Raw genomic sequence first — 19,543 nt, forward strand, 5'->3', positions numbered from 1 at the left:
GCTACCGCAGCTCAACAAGGCGGCATCCATACCGCCTGTCACGATAGTGTGTGATGAGAAAATCTAGTTTTAGAAGGTTTGTCCATAAGCTGAAACTGGAGAAGAACTCAGAATGATTTTTTAGTTGAGTGTAAAGTTCAGCGGATTAACTAGGTAAAAGGGGCAGTCATGAACAGTATTCAAAATTTAGAACACAGTCGCTCCGATCAAGCAGAAACAATTATTACAAAAACAACATGTCCCTATTGTGGCGTGGGCTGTGGCGTGGATGTCAGTGTCCAACATAAAACGCATGGCACGACAGTACAAGTTGCAGGAGATCTAGAGCATCCTTCAAACTTTGGACGACTCTGTATTAAAGGCAGTAATTTAGCCGATACGCTAGGCTTGGAAACCCGCGTCTTACAGCCTATGTTTGGTCGTAAAAATCATCGTCAAGTCACGACATGGGATCAGGCGATTGAGAAAATTGCAAATCAGTTTCAAGCGTGTATTGATCAATATGGAGCAGACAGCGTTGCATTTTATGTCTCAGGACAGTTGCTGACTGAAGACTATTATGTGGTGAATAAGTTTGTGAAAGGCTATTTGGGCACAGCGAATATTGATACCAATTCACGCCTATGTATGTCGTCTGCAGTTGCAGCGCATAAACGCGCCTTCGGTGAAGATATCGTACCTGCTAGCTATGAAGACTTTGAACATACCGATATGGTGGTTCTGGTTGGTTCTAATACGGCATGGTGTCATCCCGTATTGTATCAACGTATCATGCAAGCCAAGAGCAAGAATCCAGATTTATTTGTAGTGGTGGTCGATCCTCGTTTTACCAGTACCTGCGAGCAAGCAGATTTACATTTGCCGATCTTACCTGGTCAGGATGTAGCTTTATTTAATGGTCTATTTCAGCATCTCTACCATCATGATTATATCGACCATCATTTTGTGGAGACCTATACCGAAGGTTTAGCAGCACTTCTAGCAGCGAGTGAAAGCGAGCAAGATTTTAATGCTTTGGTGAAACGTACAGGAATTTCTGCAGAAAAATTACAGCTGTTTTTTGATAAGTTTGCCCAAACAGAAAAGGTGATTACCTTGTTTTCGATGGGGGTTAATCAGTCTTCTCAAGGTGTGAATAAAGCCAATAGCATTATTAACTGTCATTTACTCACTGGAAAAATTGGCAAATTAGGTGCAGCACCATTTTCAATGACGGGTCAACCCAATGCAATGGGCGGTCGTGAGGTAGGTGGATTGGCCAATATGTTGGCAGCACATCTGGATTTAGATAATCCGTCACATCAACATCTGGTGCAAAGCTTTTGGAATAGTCCTGTGATTGCCAAGCAAGCAGGTTTAAAAGCAGTTGATTTATTCCAAGCGGTGGAAAGCGGCAAAATCAAAGCCATCTGGATTATGGCAACCAATCCTGTAGTGAGTTTGCCCGATGCAGATCAAGTCAAACGCGCCTTGGAAAAATGTGAATTTGTGGTGGTTTCTGATATTTGTGCGGATACTGATACCACAGCCTATGCAGATGTGTTGTTGCCTGCATTAGGTTGGGGAGAGAAAGATGGTACGGTCACCAATTCTGAACGCCGTATTTCACGGCAACGTGCCTTTTTAAATCCACCAAAGCAAGCCAAAGCGGATTGGTGGGCGGTGGCAGAGGTTGCAAAAAAACTGGGTTTCCATGGTTTTGAGTTTAGCAATGCCTGTGACATTTTTAATGAACACGCGGCTTTATCGGCCTATCAAAATGCCAGTGTTGACCAACGTGATCAGGTCGAAAACTTCCGTTATTTCAATTTAAAAGGCTTAATGAATTTAAGTCTGGATGAATATAACCATTTACGCCCAACTCAATGGCCAGTCTGGGAGAAAGGGCAAAGCATCGTCGTGGAGCAATTGTTTGATCGTGGTAGTTTTAGTCATAAAAACAAAAAAGCCAAACTGATTCCTACTGTCGCCATTGATCCAGTGCATGCCATCTCAGAAGATTATCCATTGGTGTTGAATACGGGACGTATCCGTGACCAATGGCATACTATGACCCGTACCGGTTTATCGGCAAACCTCACCACGCATCGTGCTGAACCATTTTGCGAGATTCATCCGAATGATGCATTAAAATTTGGTATCCGTGATAAAGCTTTGGTGGAAGTCCGCTCACAATGGGGGCGTTGTGTATTGCGTGTGACGCTGGCACAAGGTGTGCGTCGTGGCCAAATCTTCGCCCCGATTCACTGGACTGAGCAAGTCGCTTCTGATGCACGGATTGGTAAAGTGGTCAATCCTGTGGTGGATGCGATCTCAGGTGAGCCAGAGTTTAAGCATACCCCTGTAGCCATTCAGCCATTCCATACCACATGGCAAGGGGTACTCTATGTCCGTGAAGGCTTTGAACATCAGATTAAAGCATCTTTACAACGTTGTGCATGGTGGACCAAGATCAAAACAGCGAAAGCCATCCGTTATGAAATTGCTGATCGTCACAGTATTGATGAGACCCAAAAGAATCTGAAAAGCTTCCTGCCTTTTGTGGATGAAACCTATGAATGGTTAAGTCTGGAGGATATTTCATCGCAGCTCAGCCATAGCGTGATTTTAAAAGACGGTGTTTTGATTGCCAGTTTATATATTGCGCCTGTCGATCTATTGCCAAATCGGGATTGGGTGGCGAGTCTATTTAAACGTGAACGTTTGAGTGCCTTGCATCGTAAAGCTTTGCTGGCAGGGATGCCAATGTCTGCTTCAAATAACGATGGACCATTGGTTTGTAGTTGTTTTAAAGTGGGTAAAAATAAGATTATCGAAGCCATCAAAATGCAAAACATCACCCATGAAAAACAAGTCACGGCATGTTTAAAAGCAGGTGGAAATTGTGGTTCTTGTTTACCTGAGATACGCGGCTTGATTAAAACCTGTCAATTGGAGGCAGAAGCATGAATACAGAATATCCCGCTACAGATCTAGTGATCTTGGCGGGAGGGCAAGCGCGTCGTATGAACGGGACTAACAAACTGCTACAACAGTTTGATGATCAGATTCAACTGTCAAAAATTTGTGAAAGTTTTAAGACTCAGGTTCAACATATTTGGGTGAATAGCCACCGTGATAACTCGATATATAAACAGATTGAACCCAGTATTGAATGCTATACAGATGATCAGCACGGTTTTCTCGGGCCCTTGATGGGGATGAAAAGTGCATGGTCACATTTGCAAGCCAACTATGCTTTATTCATTCCCTGTGATGTGACTTATATTCCCAATCAGGTTGTGCTCAAACTGCATCGTGCTTTGCAAAAGCAGCCGCAGGCACAAGTGGCTTATGTCAATATCAATGGAGATGCTTTATATCCATTTTGTTTACTTAAGCGAGAAAGTATATCGGTGTTGGGACAAGCGATTGCTGAGAATAAACTGAGTCTACGAGATTGTTTTAAACAATTGGATGCACAGGTGGTGGCATTTCAAAAGCAAGGCCTATTTTGTCATAGCATTAATTCATTCGATGAACTGCAACAATACAAGCAGATGAAGGTTTTTAAGCAATCTATTTCTGGTTAATGGATCGCCTCAGCTGATTTCAGACTAATTACTGCTGCAATTAATAGTGCCGCAGCCGCGGTAATCAGTGAGCTATTGAGCGTATGATAGATCGTGAATAGGGCATTCACTACGATTGGGCCTATGATCTGACCCAAGCCATAGACGACGGTCATTAAGGCAATTAAATTATTTTGTGCTTGGCGAGTGATATCCTGTGCCACAGGCATGGCAATGGTCACCGTTCCCATAAAGGTTGCTCCCACCAGTAATGCACTTAACAGATAACCCAAAGCGGTGGGTAATATGATCGGCAATACAACACCAAAAGCCTGTAATCCTAAATTAGAGGATAAGGCGACTTGTGTGCCGAAGTTATGGTGGATACGATGCCAGAAAAAACACGAAGGAATCGCACCTAAACCAAAGATTGCCCAGATCTGTGCCGCATCAATATTCGGTAAGGCCTGTTTCACCAATAAAGGTAAATAGGTTGCGGTAATGATGTAGCCAAAACCCGCCAAGGCATAAATCATAATCAGAGCGTAGGCATGGGGTGTTTTGCGATTTGTGCTCACTATCTGCTGAGTTGAAACCGTATTCGGTTGAGCCTGTGATAAACCAAACATCGCGATGCAACCAAGGACCAGACTGGATAGACCGAGCAATAACCACAGTATTTTGCTATGCCAACCGAGATGTGTGCCGAAAACCAACAGCTCGGCAGAGAGTGCAATCCCGAGACCAACGCCTGCATACAAGATGGGGGCTTGTTGTGTTTGTTTCTGCTGTTCGAGCAACCATAATGAGGCGGACACCATGGCGAAAGCACTAAAAACCCCAGCCAAACCACGAATCAAGATGATCAGGCCAATCGTGTCAATACAGCTGAGTAGGATCAGACAAAGGACGCTACCCACAGTAGCAACAATACTACCGAGATAACTCTGCTGTGGTTTCATCTTGATCGCAAATAAAGCACCCAACAGATAGCCCGCATAGTTTGCAGAAGCAGCCAAACTGGCATGCTGTAGATTGATGATGCCTTCATCAATCATATGCGGGTAGACCGCAGTAAACGCAAAGCGCCCGAAACCCATACCAATTGCCATAATCAAGGCTGCACTGATCGCAGATTGCAGGGCACGGTTGCTGTTTTTTGCTGGCTCAGTCATAGCCTGTTCACTCCAACAATTAGTCGCTATGACTCATATGCGCAAGAGGTTGTGCTTTGGCAAGAAATTTATAGTCAAATACATAGAGTGCATAGCTGAAGCAACTTAAAATACTGATTAAAAATAACAGCTTAGTACCAGACATTGTTTGAACCATCTTTAGGTGTTGAGAAATGAATAGCTATTTAAACAAGCGCTATTAATCATGTAAAATGATTTGAATTGATACTAACTATCTCTAATAGTGATGGCAATGCAGATTAAATCTTTAGAAATTTTTATGATGGTGGTGAAGTTAGGCAGTTTTTCAGAGGCAGCAAAAACGCTCTATACGGTACAATCCAATGTCACCAGTCATATCAAAAAACTGGAAACAGAGTTGAATGTCGAGTTGCTACATCGGCAGAACCCAATTCAACCGACCAGAGCTGGGGTACAACTGTATGGTTATGCTGAAAAAATGCTGCATCTACAAAAAGAGCTATTGGACACGTTTTCCCATAGTCAGCTGACAGCCAATTTTCCTTTAGCGATTGGGAGTATGGAAACCACGGCTGCGGTTCGACTGCCAGTGTTGATCCGCGATTTACAACAGCACAGCCCAGATTTTCCTTTTGCCTTATCGACCGCACCCACACGAGATCTAATTGATTTGGTCCATGCATCTAAGCTGGATTGTGCATTTGTAGCACATCATGCACCGATTGATGGGATGTTCAATTTACATGTCTGGACTGAGCAATTGGTGCTTATTTCTTCAAAGCATGTGTCTGAACGACTTACAAATGACGATCTGATTCAAAAGAAATTTATAGCCTTTAAACAAGGCTGTAGTTACCGCAAAGCGATTGATCAGTTCTTATTTTCCCATCATTTACCTGCAGCCAACGTGATTGAAATGGGCAGCCTAGATGGTATTATCAGCTGTGTCAGTCTAGATGTTGGCCTTGCAATTTTACCGATCAGCTATGTACAGCAATCTCATTTTGCCCAAAGTGTGAAGATTCATCCCATTGACTCGGCTACAGCGCAGATCAATACCTACCTGATTGCACATCGTGATATGAGCACATGGGCAACCAATATGCATCATTTTGTTGAGCATGTGAAAGGCATGAATCAGCAGCTTGAGAAATAACCCCTAAGCTTTGTGCCGTCCTATAAAACAATCATGTCGATTGTGTATTTGTCGCCAAAGGTGATGTCCGTGTCGTGTTAAGTAAAGTCGACATTCTCCTGAGTATTGTATTTTTTAGTCATATGGCTTCGGCACTTAATAAAAATACAAGATGGGCAGGAAAATGACGTTGAATAAAGCGATACGGTTCTACGGAACAGGGACTCCAGAGGTGATGCGCTATGAGGACATCGAAGTCGGCGCACCTGCGGTTGGTCAAGTACGTCTACGCCATGTAGCGGTGGGCCTCAATTATGCTGATACCTATTTCCGCGATGGGACTTATCCGATTCCCTTACCAAATGGTATGGGTGTCGAAGCCTCTGGCATTATCGAAGCGGTGGGTGATGGCGTAACCGATTTTGTGGTGGGTGATCGCGTCACCTATACAGGATTTCTGAATACGCTTGGCGCTTATAGCACCGAACGCCTTATTGCCGCAGATGCATTAATCAAACTCCCTGACGATATTTCCTGTGAAACTGCGGCTGCAATGACCATGCGTGGTTTAACTGCAGCGTATCTGATGCGTCGTATCTATGACTTTAAATCAGGCGATTGCATTTTATTACATGCAGCCGCAGGTGGTGTGGGGCTGATTGTATCGCAATGGGCCAAACTGTTGGGGCTAACCGTGATTGGGACCACCTCGACGGATGAAAAAGAAGCGGTAGCACGTGCCTATGGCTGTGATCATGTGATTAATTATAGCCATGAGAATGTGGCAGAACGGGTGCGTGAGTTGACCGATGGCATTGGGGTCAATGTGGTCTTTGATAGTGTGGGCAAAAATACCTTTATGGCCTCATTAGACTCACTCAAACGCCGTGGCCTATTGGTTTGTGTAGGTACCGCATCAGGGCCAATTCCTGACTTTAACCCTGTGTTATTGGCAATGAAAGGTTCGTTGTTTATCACCCGTCCAGCTTTGGCCGATTATATTGCCGATCCAGAAGAAAAAAGAGCCTTAGCCAAGGAACTGTTTGATCATGTCAGCAGTGGACGCATCAAGATCGAGATCAATCATCGCTATGCACTTGAAGATGCCGTACAAGCACATCGTGATCTGGAAGCACGTAAAACCATAGGTTCATCCATTTTTGTAATTTGAAGGGATTTCTGATGCAAATTGAACAGCTAACTTGCAATATTGGCGCAGAACTGCGTGGTGTCCACTTATCCGATGCGATTCATGATGATGGGCTATTCGCGGAAATTCGGACGCAATTGCTTAAGCACCGCGTGGTGTTCTTGCGTAATCAGCAGATGACGCGGGCTGAACATGTGGCTTTTGCCGAACGCTTTGGGCCGTTGGAGGATCATCCTGCGGTGGGGAGTCATCCAGATCATCCAGGTTTGGTACAAATTTATAAACATCCTGACAGCCCGATTGACCGATATGAAAATGCATGGCATAGCGATGCCAGCTGGCGCAAAATTCCACCGATGGGCTGTGTACTGCGTTGTGTGGAATGTCCACCTGTTGGCGGCGATACCATGTGGACCAATATGGTCATGGCCTATGAAAATTTGCCTGAAGATATCAAGGAAAAGATTGCGCCTTTACGTGCCTATCACAGTATCGAAGCCAGTTTTGGGGCTGCCATGCCTATCGAAAAACGTTTGGCATTGAAGGCACAGTTTCCAGATGCTGAGCATCCTGTGGTACGAACACATCCAGAGACAGGTGAGCAGATTCTCTACGTCAATGCATTCACCACCCATTTTAGTAATTACCACACCAAAGACCGCGTACGGTTTGGGCAGGATGCTAATCCAGGTGCAGGAGATCTACTGCGTTACTTAATCACCCAAGCGGCGATTCCTGAATATCAGGTGCGCTGGAGTTGGGAGCCGAATAGCATCGCTATTTGGGATAATCGAAGTACCCAACATTATGCCGTGATGGATTACCCGCCATGCCACCGGAAAATGGAGCGGGCAGGCATTGTCGGTGATGCAACCTATTAAATTCCAAATCCAAGCTTTTTAATTCAATACCGTTTTATAAATTATAAACAGGAGATGCACATGCAATTCTTTGACGATTCTTTGCACCCAGAAAATATGGAAAAAGTGGTCATTACCGTTGCGCCGTATGGACCTGAGTGGATGCCAGAGGACTTTCCCGAAGACATCCCAGTGACCATGGATGAGCAGATTCAGAAAGCAGTGGAATGCTATGAGGCAGGTGCAACTGTACTGCATTTGCATGTGCGTGAACTGGACGGCAAAGGTTCTAAACGCTTGTCCAAGTTTAATGAACTGATTGCTGGGGTGCGTGAAGCCGTACCCGATATGATTATTCAAGTGGGTGGCTCAATCTCCTTTGCACCTGAGAGCGAAGGTGAAGCGGCTTTGTGGCTGAGTGATGATACCCGTCATATGCTGGCTGAATTAACACCAAAACCTGATCAGGTTACGGTCGCAATTAACACCACACAAATGAATATTATGGAGTTGCTCTATCCAGAATATTTGGAAGGCACATCTTTGGCACATCCTGCAATTCAGGAAGCTTATGCTGAAATGACTGTGCCAGCAGGGCCAGCATGGGTCGCAGAGCATTTAAAACGCCTTTGCCAAAATAATATTCAGCCGCATTTTCAACTGACTGGAATGCATGGCCTAGAGACCCTAGAACGGATGGTACGTAAAGGCTTATACATGGGGCCATTGAATTTGACTTGGATTGGAATTGGCGGCGGATTCGATGGACCCAATCCATTTAACTTCTTTAATTTTATTCACCGTGTACCAGATGGTTGCACCCTGACTTCGGAATCATTGCTTAAAAATGTATTGCCATTCAATACCATGTCGATGGCGATGGGTTTTCATGCACGGGTTGGTAATGAAGATACCATTATCGATCATCGTGGTCAGCGCTTCTCATCTGTACAGCAAATTCAGCAAACTGTACGTATTGCACATGAATTAGGTCGTGAAGTGGCAACAGGCCCAGAGGCACGAGAAATCTATCGGATTGGTGTGCAATATCAAAGTATTGAAGAAACTTTGCAGGCCAATGGTATGTCACCAAATCGTCAAGCAAAACAAAAAGGCGTACCTCAGCGCCATTAAGTCTGAGCAGCAATGGATTGAACGTCACAATAAAATGCAGTACGCAGCAAAGGTATTCAAGTGGCTAGCCACGTACTGCAATCAAAAAATAGAAATGATAACAATACAACAAGGAGGTCCCTATGGGTGCTCATCCATATACCGTGGATACGGATCATGTTGATACCTCAATGAATGTCCCGCGCCGTTATGCATGGCTGGTATTTGCACTGACATTTGGCTTGTTGATTTCAGACTATATGTCTCGGCAAGTGCTAAATGCGGTATTTCCATTGATTAAAACTGAATGGGCCTTGACCGACAGTCAGCTTGGCTTATTGAGCGGTATTGTCGCGTTGATGGTCGGGATCTTAACTTTGCCCTTATCCTTACTGGCGGACCGTTTTGGACGCGTGAAAAGCTTGGTCATTATGGCGGTGCTATGGAGTCTGGCGACTTTGGGTTGTGCTGTTGCTGAAAACTATCAGCAAATGTTTGTGGCCCGTTTTATGGTCGGTGTGGGTGAGGCTGCTTATGGCAGTGTTGGCATTGCAGTGGTAGTGGCGATTTTTCCACGCGAAATGCGAGCTACGCTGGCCAGTGCATTTATGGCAGGTGGGGTATTCGGCTCATTTCTCGGGATGGCACTGGGCGGTGTGATGGCAGAGCATTTTGGCTGGCGTTGGGCATTTGGTGGTATGGCATTGTTTGGTTTGATCTTGGCTTTGCTCTATCCCATGGTGGTGAAAGAAAAAAGAGTCAATCTAAGCAGCAAAACATCCCACAACACTCAGAAACAGCAACAGAGCAAACAATGTTTAAGCACGATTTATTCAAGTCGATCAGTGATCGCAACCTATATCGGTAGTGGCTTTCAACTGTTTGTTGGCGGCACCGTCATTGTGTGGATGCCGAGTTATTTAAATCGTTATTACGGCATGAATACTGATTCTGCAGGTGTGCTAGCCGCCGTGATTGTACTGTGTAGTGCGGTCGGGAGCATTCTATGTGGCATGCTTAGTGATCGCTTTGGTCAAAACTGCCCAGATCGTAAGGTGAGTTTAGCAATTGGCTACTGTATCGGGAGTTGCGTACTACTTTCGATTGCGTTTGCAATGCCTGCAGGAAAATCCCAATTGTTGCTGATATGCATGGGGATGTTTATTGCGCTGGGAACCAATGGCCCATCCAGTGCAATGGTGGCCAATCTCACCCATAACAGCGTACACAGTACAGCTTTCGCGACCTTAACCTTAGCCAATAATTTGTTGGGATTGGCACTTGGCCCTCTCGTCATCGGCAAGCTCTCTGATGTGATTGGTTTAGATCATGCCTTTCAATTAATGCCTTTGGTCAGTATGGTCGCAGCAGCCGTGTTTCTCTATGCCAAAAATTACTACCACCAAGATATTGCACGACTGACTGAGCAAGCCGTTTTACCCAATCTAGACAGTACTCGTTCATGTGGTGCGGAAGAAAAATGATGATGCGTGAATTAAATATCGATGTCTTTTTTGATTTTATTTGTCCGTGGTGCTTGATTGGCAAACGTCAGTTACAGGCTGCAATTGTGCAATTAAAGCAAAGTGATCCAGAGATTGAGGTCATTGTACATTGGCATGGTATGCAGCTACTTCCTGAGATTCCGATAGCAGGTGTCGATTTCAAACAGTTCTATCAAAAACGATTGGGCAGTTTAGACGCTGTAAAACAACGCCAAACCCAAGTGCGTCAGGCAGCCAAGACAGTTAGTGTCGAGCTGCATTTTGAAAAAATCAAATGGATGCCAAATACGGCTCAAGCGCATCATCTGTTTCAAAGCGTTTTAAAACTGGGAACAGCGCAGCAAGCAGAGCATTTATTGGAACAGCTTTTTGCTGCCTATTTTGAAGCAGGTGAAAACTTGGGAGATAGTGCTGTGTTGCAAAGGATTCTCAAGCAATGTGGTTACTCGGTGAATGAACAGGGCCGTGGATGGTCGGAAGTCAATCCGTCTTTTCAGTCGACTTATACAGGGGCAAACGGCGTACCCTATTTTATTTTTGATGGTTACCTGACCTTGGCTGGTGCGCATTCAGTCGATGTGCTCTATCAAGCTATGTTAGAAGCCTTGGTGGTACAAGGATAAGGACAATGACTATTCGTTTTCAGGTTCCACAAGAAAAAATCCCAGTATCAGGTGCGAGAGCTTTTCTCCAAATTGAGGGGAAAAATATTGCACTGTTTCATATTGGTACACAGTTTTATGCGATTGAAGATCGCTGTCCGCATCAAGGTGCATCTTTATTTAGCGGCAAATTAGAAGGACAAGCGATTCGTTGTTGTGCCCATGGTTTGGTTTTTGATCTGGCGACGGGATATATGTTGAATTCAAAGCATTTAAAAGTGGCGACCTATCCGGTTGAAGTCGATGCAGCGCAGCTATTTATCCTGATAGATACAGGAGAAAACAATGACTAAATTCATGGATTTTCGTCTGCGTACCCGTGAGTTGATGCCAGGCCTTATTGTCAGTACCGTTGTTGCAGCAGCAACCTGTTTTCTTTCAGAGCATTATGGTGCACCTGTGATGTTATTTGCTTTGCTGTTGGGAATGGGTTTGAACTTTCTTTCTAGTGAAAGTCAATGTAAAGCAGGCATCGAATTTACGGCACGAACAGTGTTACGCATCGGGATTGCCTTGTTGGGGATGCGGATTACGCTAGGACAAATTACCGCGTTGGGCTGGCAACCGATTGTACTGGTGATCACATTGGTGATCGTGACAATTTCAGTTTCAGTAATCACGGCTAAAATTCTGGGTTTTAAAAAACTTTTCGGGATGTTGACCGGCGGTGCAACTGCAATTTGTGGTGCATCAGCAGCCTTAGCGCTTTCCGCTGCATTTCCTCAACATCCTCAAAAAGAAAAAGCCACTTTATTCACTGTCATTGGTGTTTCTGCATTGTCCACTTTGGCTATGATTGTTTATCCGATGATTGCACGATGGTTAGAACTATCGCCACAGCAGGCAGGTGTGTTTTTAGGGGCAACTATCCATGACGTCGCACAAGTTGTAGGCGCGGGTTATAGCATGTCGCCAGAAACAGGTGATACTGCAACCGTAGTTAAATTGATGCGGGTTGCCATGTTATTGCCTGTCATTATTTGTGCGGCAATGATCACGCGTATGCAAGGTGGAGACGCTACAGGCAAACATCCACCTTTATTGCCTTGGTTTGCCGTTGGTTTTTTAGTTCTTGCCTGTATCAATAGCACGGGTTGGGTTCCAAGCATGCTACAGCAAGGGGTGAATGAATTATCGAAATGGTGTTTAGTGATTGCAATTAGTGCCTTAGGCATGAAAACACAACTGAAGGAACTGGCTTCTGTTGGAATCAAGCCGATTTTACTGATGTTGGGTGAAACCATTTTTTTGGTGGTATTGGTTTTACTGTTAATGCATTGGATGTTTTAGAGAGCAATACCTCATCATCATATGCTGTCGAGATCAAAGACAAGTAGTCGGCTTTGATCTCTAAACCTTGTGTTTAGGACTTTATAACTGTCTTGTTATTATTCCGCCAAGTGGTGGGCGACATACCAAATTCACTGCTAAACCAACGGGTAAAAGAACTTGGCATTGAATAACCTAAAATATCCGAGACCTGTCCTAGAGAGTAATTCAGGTTTTTTAGATAGCGAAAAACGAGATTGCGGCGCACATCGTTGATCAACACACTAAAGTTGGTATGCGCAGCTTCCAGTCGGCGCTGTAGGGTACGGACGTTGATACCATGAGTATGGGCGACTTGATCAATTGTGGCCCGTCCCATCGGTAACAGCAGATGAATACTTTTACGAATATCAAAAATAATTGAAGATTCTCTTTCCCGATGCAATAGATCCGTTTCAAGAAAACGTTTGGCATGTGCCAGCATCGTGGTATTGGCATGTGGATTGGTTTTATCTAATTCTGTTGCATTGCAGACAATGCCGTTAAATTCGCTGCCAAACTCTAGCGAACAACCAAACATACGTTGATGCATCGCCGTATCATGTGGGGCATCGTGGGTAAAATGAATACTCAAAGGGTGCCATTTCTGCAAAAAAGCAGCACAGAAGCGGTGGGTAATGCCTAAAGCAAGCTCGATGGCTTGGCGACTGTATTCTGTTGCTGCAGTAATTACCTCGACTCGAATAATGACGGTATGACCGACTTCTTCAATATACATTTCCAATGCGTTATTGATTAGATTTCGATACTGCACAAGGGTGTATAAGCCATCACGCAAGGTATGTTGATAACTCAATAATAAACTCAGCTCACCAAAATCTGCGAGTTGACGTTGTTCTGCCATATGCAAACCAAAGTATTCACAACCACTTAACTGTGCTGATTGTTCCAGTAGCGTCACCGCTTTGTCTACGGGAATACGCTGTGCACTATCTTGTAGCTGTGCAGGATAGATGCCTGCATCGGACAACAGTTGGTATGGATTCAGGTCTAATTGCTGGCTGACAGCTAAATAATTTTTAAGCACAGCAGTATGGGCGAGTGGCACCATGCTGATCTCCCGATTTTTAAAATAACCTTCCTAGTTATGCTGTATTTATAACTAAAATATGCTGTTTGGAAAAGTACTAAGGCTTATATAAATTGATGTTGGCATGATGATTATTGTTTTTGAAGCGACTTTTTCTGCTAAGCATATTGATATATATGAGATCGTTTGAAGCGCGCTGTCATCAAATGAAAAGTGCCTGTCGTGCCATGTATATCCGTCGCTCTATTGACCCTCTATGTTGAATATGACGTGATGCGTCCCCGTTATTTTTATCAAAGCAAGGGTTGATTGGTGTAAAGATGGAAAAAATACAAACTGAGGCGACAGTTTTAATTATCCCAGGTTTGCGTGACCATGTGGCTTCGCATTGGCAAACCATTTTAGAAACACGCTTAGCCAAGGTCCGTTCAGTACCACCTTTGCAAGAAGATAAGCTCAACTGTGCAAAACGTGTTGCTGCGATACAGGCTGAACTGGAAAAAATACAAGGTCCAGTGATTCTGGTGGCGCATAGCGCAGGGGTACTGATGGCGATACATTGGGCCACGCGATATCAACACGCTATTCAAGGGGCATTGTTGGTGACACCACCTGACTTGAATGACGTTTGGCCAGAACATTATCCTTCACCCAAAATGCTCAGACAAGCAGGATGGTCGCCATTGCCTAATCAAGTGCTGCCATTTCCAAGTATTGTGGCTGCTAGTGTCAATGATCCACTAGCGCATTTTAATGCCGTGGCGGCAATGGCGAAAACATGGGGCAGTGTATTGATTAATCTAGGTGCTGTCGGGCATCTCAATCCTGTATCTGGGTTTGGTCCGTGGCCTCAGGCAGAACAATTGATTCAGCAATTGGATTGCAAGGTCGATCAACCGAGCCTGATTGCATAATTAATCTTGCTACAAACCAACCTAAAACATTGTCTTATGCCGAGCCATGTTTGGCTAGATTTCTTTGATTTCGCATTTAAGTAAAGCATGCCTTGAAGCATAAAGACCCATCGAAAGGCAGGGTTTGAGCCCAGTTGCTTAAAACAAAAATAGAACGACCTGAAAATGATTGCATTTTGCTGAATGGGTCAGGTGTTAATTATTCATACATCATATCGATATGGAGATGGTATGGTTTATCATGTTAAAGATTCAAATGAACAAATAACCACTGCTATTTTAGCTCAAACAACGCTGCTGTTGGGATTGCTGTGCTCACTTTCAGATGCTTCTGCATCCAATTATCAAATCAATGAAGATTGGGGTTTAGAAAGCAATACGACAATTGCTCTGGGGGCCAGCTGGAGTACCCAAGCGCCATCAGCCGCATTGTTATATAAACCCGATGCCAATCATATGGGTAAAAATGGCTTGAGTGTAGATATTAACGGTGATGATGGACGTGCCAACTTCAATCGTGGTGATACCATTTCTCAAATCGTTAAAGGTTTAACCGAATTTCGTTTAAACGGGGTACAGCAAGGTGCGGTATTGAGCGCCAAATACTGGTATGACCATGCCTATGAAACTGGGCAAGGTGATTTAAAACCTTTCGATGATTCTAAATGGCCAAACTTAGTGAAGTTTAAAGGAATTGAGTTATGGGATGCCTATCTCTGGAAAAATATCGAATTTGATTCCAAGCAGTCTCTCAACCTGAAATTGGGTAAACATCGCTTGAATTGGGGGAAATCCCAATTTTTCCAAAATGGTCTCAACTCGGTCAGCGCCTTTGATTTTGCTGCCATCAATCGACCTGCTAGCGAAGCCAAAGAACGGATAATTCCAGTTGAGATGTTGTCTTTTGAAGCCGCGATTCAACCAAACTTAAAACTAGAAGGCTTCTATCAATTCAAGTTTAGACCGTCGGTGGTAGATGGCTGTGGGACGTTTTTTGCAATTTCAGATTTTGTCCCCGAAAATTGTGGACCGATTATGTTAACGGTGACACCGGGTGATAAGTTAACTGAAACTGCTGACAAGGCGCAAACTTATATCCCTCGTTCAGCCAGTCATTATGCAAAAGACAGTGGGCAATATGGTGTTGCACTGAAACGAAACTTATCGAGCCTGAATCAAGCTGAATTGGGTTTTTATTTTGCCAACTATCATAATCGAAATGCAAACTTTGATGGTATCGCCGTGACTGCTGCGGGCGTTGAAAACTTTAAAACAGCACGTTTTTTCTCAATTTATCCTGAAAATATCAAGATCTATGGTCTAAGCCTGAGTGGAAAGGTAGGCACAACCCAGCTATTCAGTGAGTTGAGCTATAAACCCAATCAACCCTTACAGCTGAATGGAACAGATATTGTCTATGCGCAGGTGCTCTCAAAAGAAACACCACTTAAACCTGCAGGTGTTGCTGCTGAGTTTGGCGAGTATCTGCAAGGATATGTCCGTTTGCCAGTCACACAATTCTCCATTGGCGCCACTGATAGCATTGCAGGCATTTTAAAAGCAGATCGTTTGTCTTGGGGGGCAGAATTCGCTGTGAATCATATCGCCAATATTGGCAATCATCGCTTTGGCCGAGTTGGGGTTTTTGGTCGCAGTGAATTATCAACTGGCGCTTACGATTCAGAAACAGGTGAGTTTAAGTGTACGCCATATGGTACAGCAAATCTTCCGAATGCTGCTGTTGATCGTTTGAATGAGCGTTATTGCAATAAAGACGGTTTTTTTAGTGAATGGTCATATGGTTATCGGCTACGTGCTGCTCTAAGTTATCAAGGTCTTTTACCAGCAACGGTGATTACACCCAGTTTAACTTTCCGCCATGATATATCTGGATATAGCCAAAATTTTCAGCAAGGGCAAATAAGTCTGGCTGCCGCAGTATTTGCTAACTTTCAACAAAAATATTCAGCAGAAGTTGTGTATCAAAACTTTTTTGGTTCAAATGACTTTAGTACCATTGATGACAGAGACTTTATATCACTTGCCTTTAAATATAGTTTTTAACTCGTTTAAGTAAATCATATAAGTATTCAAACAGCGTGGCTTTTGTCGCGCCGTTTGAGCCTAAGTAAAGGGCTTTAAGCTTGTGCTAGATAATTTTGCATTTCTTCTGCGGGAACCATCCCGCCACCTGTTCCCCACACAATATGATTCGCTTGCTGTAACTGCTGTTCAGTAAATTGATGTAGATCCTTGTAATCTTGATGTTTGCTAACTAAAACTGGCCCCAGCATACCTGCGAGTGCAGAAGGCTCAAGTTTCAGATTTTCAGACTGGTTGAGCATTCCGAGCAAGCGATACATGGTTGGGTCATCCAATGTATAAAAACCATCTAATAATCGTTGCATGGCACGACCAACAAAGCCCGAAGCACGTCCTACAGCGAGACCATCTGCCGCCGTAATATTGTCAATGCCAATATCCTGAACTGAAATTTCATCATGTAAACCTGTTGATACGCCAAGTAACATACATGGGGAATGAGTGGGTTCGGCAAAGATACAATGTACATGATCGCCAAATGCCATTTTTAGACCAAATGCAACGCCACCAGGCCCGCCACCGACACCACAAGGCAAATAAACAAATAAAGGATGTGCTTGATCCACAACAATACGCTGTTGATCTAACTGTTTCTTTAAACGTTCACCTGCAACGGCATAACCTAAGAATAATGTTTTGGAATTTTCATCATCAATAAAAAAACAATTTGGATTTTCTAATGCTGCTTTTCGGCCTGCTTCTACTGCAACACCATAGTCTTGTTCGTACTCAATCACGGTTACACCATGAGCACGCAACTTGTCTTTCTTCCATTGTCGTGCATCGGCTGACATATGCACGGTCACATCAAAGCCTAACTTTGCACTCATGATGCCAATCGAGAGGCCAAGATTGCCTGTAGAGCCGACTGCAATACTGTATTGGCTAAAAAACGCTCTAAATTCTGGGCTATTCAGTTTGGCATAATCATCGTCAAGAGCGAGCAAATTGGCTTGTAGCGCAAGCTGCTCGGCTCGATAAAGTACCTCATAGATACCACCTCGTGCCTTAATCGATCCCGAAATAGGGAGATGACTATCTTTTTTCAACCATAGTTTGCCTGCAATTTTTTGCTCGAAGTGCGTTTCAAGTGATTGCTGCATATTGGGGATATCGATCAGATCAGACTCAATGATGCCTTGAGCTGCAAGGGTTTCTGGAAAAACAGCCATGAGGTAGGGTGCAAAACGCTGTAAACGGTCGCGAGCATCATCAATATCGGCTTGCGTCAACCCAACATAAGGCAAGCCTTGCTCAAGCGTGGTGAATGACGGGTTAAACCAGATTGTCTCTTTAAGTTCAATCAGGTCTTTAACAATAGGATAGTGTGTAACAAGGTTTTGGATTTGATCTGATTGCATACAGGTGCTCAAAAAGTTTAAATTGAGGTTGGTTTGTACAGCCTAGAAAACTTTACTTTTGGTGTTGTATTGTTCGTGTATTTCGTCAAAGTCATAAATCTTATTATAGATAGGATAGTAAGAGGGTGAATAGTGATTATACCTGCTAAAGCTGAACATTCACTTGAAGTTCTTAATGTTATAAAAGAAAGTATTTTATCGTGCACGCTTGATCATGAGGGTGATACCACGATTATTCATGATTGGTTAGAAAATAAAACAGAAGAGAATGTAAGCGAATGGATTAAAAATAATATTTGTTTTTTATACTGTTTTTCAGGAAAAGTGGTTGGATTTATATGTATGTCTAGGCATGGGAACTTATTTCTAAATTATATATTGCCAGTGTTCCAAAATCAGGGCGTTGGTGAAAAGCTTCTGAAGCATCTGATTGAATATTGCAAAAAGAATAATATTCATATGATATGTTTGGAATCTACTTTAACGGCAGTAAATTTTTATAAAAAACATGAATTTAAAGTAAATAAAAATATAATTGAAAATGAAAAAACAGTGGCTTATGAGATGCTACTCCATATCAATGTTTAGGAAAATAAATTGTAGTATCGAACGATTATTTATTATTAATTTCTGACCAATGTGCTTGACCTTTATTTAAATGAGTTCTATTTTGGAACTTAATTGATTTTTAACCATATCCGGCTTGTCTAATCAGGACTAGAATTAACCCAATTATGGTTTGAAAACTGAGAAAAATAAAAGGAACAGGAGTTTCATATGTTTGCGATTCGTTACCAACAGATTCCATTGCAATTTTTATTTGAACATCAGGCAACTTTAACAGGGCTTGGGAAAATTGGTTTGCGTAGTCTCAAAAAGCATAAGCACACGCAACAGGTCGATTGGCAGTCATTAGCATCGATTAATGAGGTGATTGACCCACCAAGCCTTGAATTGATAGACCACTATGTAAGTTGGAGTGGTGCTGAGCCGAGTAAATATCAAACTTCAATTCCACCGCATATGGTGTCGCAATGGGGACTGTCGTTTGCAACACGTTTGCTGTTACAAACCAACTATCCATTGAGTCAAGTCATCAATCAAGGCATAAGTCTCAAGGTTCATGGTAAGCTTCCAAGAGATCAAAAGCTGCTCATCCAAGCCAAGATCGCCAATGTAGATGAACGTAATGGTTTAGCGCGTATTTCAGTTCAAATTACCACAGGTACAATTGCCGAACCTGAACTGGTAGAAGCGCAGCTACATATGGCTTTTATTCTGCCTCATTTTGAAAAAATCAAACGCTCTGAAACGAGTGACACGAAGCTTTGGCACACATTAGGCGAATGGTCGACTCGTTCAGATGATGGTTTGAAATTTGCCTTACTCACAGGTGACTTTAATCCGATTCATTGGATTACACCATTAGCCAAACTGTCAAACTTTGGTCAAAAAGTGCTGCATGGCTTTGGCGTATTCGCACGTAGTTTTGAATTACTGCCAGAACCAATTCAGCAAATCGATGTCCGCTTCCTAAAACCCGTCAAACTTCCTTCAGAACATAACCGAGTGGAAATTAGTTCTGAGCAGATGCAAAAGTATGTCCGTGTTGTCGGTTCGGCAGGACAGATCTGTTTAATGGGTCAATATTCATAAAATAATAAGGTGACAAA

18 protein-coding genes are annotated in these 19,543 nt (G+C 43.4%); 14 read left to right on the forward strand and 4 right to left on the reverse strand.

From position 1 onward, the window contains the following. The first annotated feature begins 168 nt into the window (after positions 1-168). Together F902_RS10655 and mobA are read left to right on the forward strand one after the other, a co-directional pair. Positions 169-2,949, forward strand: coding sequence for a nitrate reductase (locus tag F902_RS10655; protein ID WP_005203319.1), 2,781 nt, complete (start codon positions 169-171; stop codon positions 2,947-2,949). Then, positions 2,946-3,572 (forward strand): molybdenum cofactor guanylyltransferase, encoded by a 627-nt coding sequence (mobA, locus tag F902_RS10660; RefSeq protein WP_005203327.1) that lies wholly within the window; start codon positions 2,946-2,948, stop codon positions 3,570-3,572. Before F902_RS10655 ends, mobA begins: the two co-directional genes overlap by 4 nt. Here the strand turns inward: mobA and F902_RS10665 are convergent. Then, positions 3,569-4,726, reverse strand: a complete 1,158-nt coding sequence (locus F902_RS10665; protein WP_005203328.1) for a YbfB/YjiJ family MFS transporter — start codon at positions 4,724-4,726, stop codon at positions 3,569-3,571. The genes mobA and F902_RS10665 overlap by 4 nt on opposite strands. Before the next feature lie 19 nt (positions 4,727-4,745). After that, positions 4,746-4,871 carry a hypothetical protein gene (locus tag F902_RS22975; RefSeq protein ID WP_017402313.1) on the reverse strand — a complete coding sequence of 42 codons (126 nt, stop codon included), beginning with the start codon at positions 4,869-4,871 and terminating at the stop codon, positions 4,746-4,748. Between the two features lie 102 nt (positions 4,872-4,973). Here F902_RS22975 and F902_RS10670 point away from each other — a divergent pair, with 102 nt between their 5' ends. The 8 genes from F902_RS10670 (at position 4,974) to F902_RS10705 (ending at position 12,423) form a co-directional block, all read left to right on the forward strand. Beyond that, positions 4,974-5,864, forward strand: coding sequence for a LysR family transcriptional regulator (locus F902_RS10670; protein WP_005203329.1), 891 nt, complete (start codon positions 4,974-4,976; stop codon positions 5,862-5,864). Between the two features lie 163 nt (positions 5,865-6,027). Then, on the forward strand, positions 6,028-7,014 hold the full coding sequence (locus tag F902_RS10675) for a quinone oxidoreductase family protein (RefSeq protein WP_026057552.1): 987 nt from the start codon (positions 6,028-6,030) through the stop codon (positions 7,012-7,014). 11 nt (positions 7,015-7,025) lie between these two features. Continuing rightward, positions 7,026-7,874, forward strand: a complete 849-nt coding sequence (locus F902_RS10680) for a TauD/TfdA dioxygenase family protein (RefSeq protein WP_005203331.1) — start codon at positions 7,026-7,028, stop codon at positions 7,872-7,874. Positions 7,875-7,934: 60 nt separating this feature from the next. Further along, entirely contained in the window at positions 7,935-8,987 is a 1,053-nt protein-coding gene (locus F902_RS10685; RefSeq protein WP_005203332.1) for a beta-keto acid cleavage family enzyme, read from the forward strand. A 122-nt stretch (positions 8,988-9,109) separates the two neighbouring features. Beyond that, positions 9,110-10,450, forward strand: a complete 1,341-nt coding sequence (locus tag F902_RS10690) for an MFS transporter (RefSeq protein ID WP_005203334.1) — start codon at positions 9,110-9,112, stop codon at positions 10,448-10,450. Continuing rightward, entirely contained in the window at positions 10,447-11,094 is a 648-nt protein-coding gene (locus F902_RS10695) for a DsbA family oxidoreductase (RefSeq protein ID WP_005203336.1), read from the forward strand. The genes F902_RS10690 and F902_RS10695 overlap by 4 nt, the downstream gene beginning before the upstream one ends. Positions 11,095-11,099: 5 nt before the next feature. Then, positions 11,100-11,426 carry a Rieske (2Fe-2S) protein gene (locus F902_RS10700; protein WP_005203339.1) on the forward strand — a complete coding sequence of 109 codons (327 nt, stop codon included), beginning with the start codon at positions 11,100-11,102 and terminating at the stop codon, positions 11,424-11,426. After that, the gene (locus tag F902_RS10705; protein ID WP_005203340.1) at positions 11,419-12,423 is read left to right on the forward strand and encodes a YeiH family protein; all 1,005 of its coding nucleotides are present in this window, start codon (positions 11,419-11,421) and stop codon (positions 12,421-12,423) included. The genes F902_RS10700 and F902_RS10705 overlap by 8 nt, the downstream gene beginning before the upstream one ends. Positions 12,424-12,496: 73 nt before the next feature. On the opposite strand, the gene F902_RS10710 is transcribed toward F902_RS10705, so the two are convergent. Further along, positions 12,497-13,513, reverse strand: a complete 1,017-nt coding sequence (locus F902_RS10710) for an AraC family transcriptional regulator (protein WP_005203342.1) — start codon at positions 13,511-13,513, stop codon at positions 12,497-12,499. Between the two features lie 299 nt (positions 13,514-13,812). Here F902_RS10710 and F902_RS10715 point away from each other — a divergent pair, with 299 nt between their 5' ends. Both F902_RS10715 and F902_RS10720 read left to right on the forward strand, forming a co-directional pair. Continuing rightward, complete coding sequence (locus F902_RS10715; protein WP_005203344.1) at positions 13,813-14,406, forward strand: RBBP9/YdeN family alpha/beta hydrolase; 594 nt, start codon at positions 13,813-13,815, stop codon at positions 14,404-14,406. A 231-nt stretch (positions 14,407-14,637) separates the two neighbouring features. Further along, a complete protein-coding gene (locus tag F902_RS10720; RefSeq protein WP_005203346.1) occupies positions 14,638-16,470 on the forward strand; it encodes a DUF1302 domain-containing protein in 1,833 nt (610 codons plus the stop codon). Between the two features lie 74 nt (positions 16,471-16,544). Here F902_RS10720 and dsdA read toward each other — a convergent pair whose 3' ends face one another. Next, on the reverse strand, positions 16,545-17,870 hold the full coding sequence (dsdA, locus tag F902_RS10725) for a D-serine ammonia-lyase (RefSeq protein WP_005203348.1): 1,326 nt from the start codon (positions 17,868-17,870) through the stop codon (positions 16,545-16,547). Between the two features lie 132 nt (positions 17,871-18,002). On the opposite strand from dsdA, the gene F902_RS10730 reads away from it, so the two are divergent. Together F902_RS10730 and F902_RS10735 are read left to right on the forward strand one after the other, a co-directional pair. After that, complete coding sequence (locus F902_RS10730; protein ID WP_005203350.1) at positions 18,003-18,458, forward strand: GNAT family N-acetyltransferase; 456 nt, start codon at positions 18,003-18,005, stop codon at positions 18,456-18,458. A gap of 189 nt (positions 18,459-18,647) precedes the next feature. Next, a complete protein-coding gene (locus F902_RS10735; protein ID WP_005203352.1) occupies positions 18,648-19,526 on the forward strand; it encodes a MaoC family dehydratase in 879 nt (292 codons plus the stop codon). Positions 19,527-19,543: the final 17 nt, after the last annotated feature.

It is taken from the genome of Acinetobacter higginsii (assembly GCF_000369525.1).
GTDB classification, from domain to species: Bacteria; Pseudomonadota; Gammaproteobacteria; order Pseudomonadales; family Moraxellaceae; genus Acinetobacter; species Acinetobacter higginsii.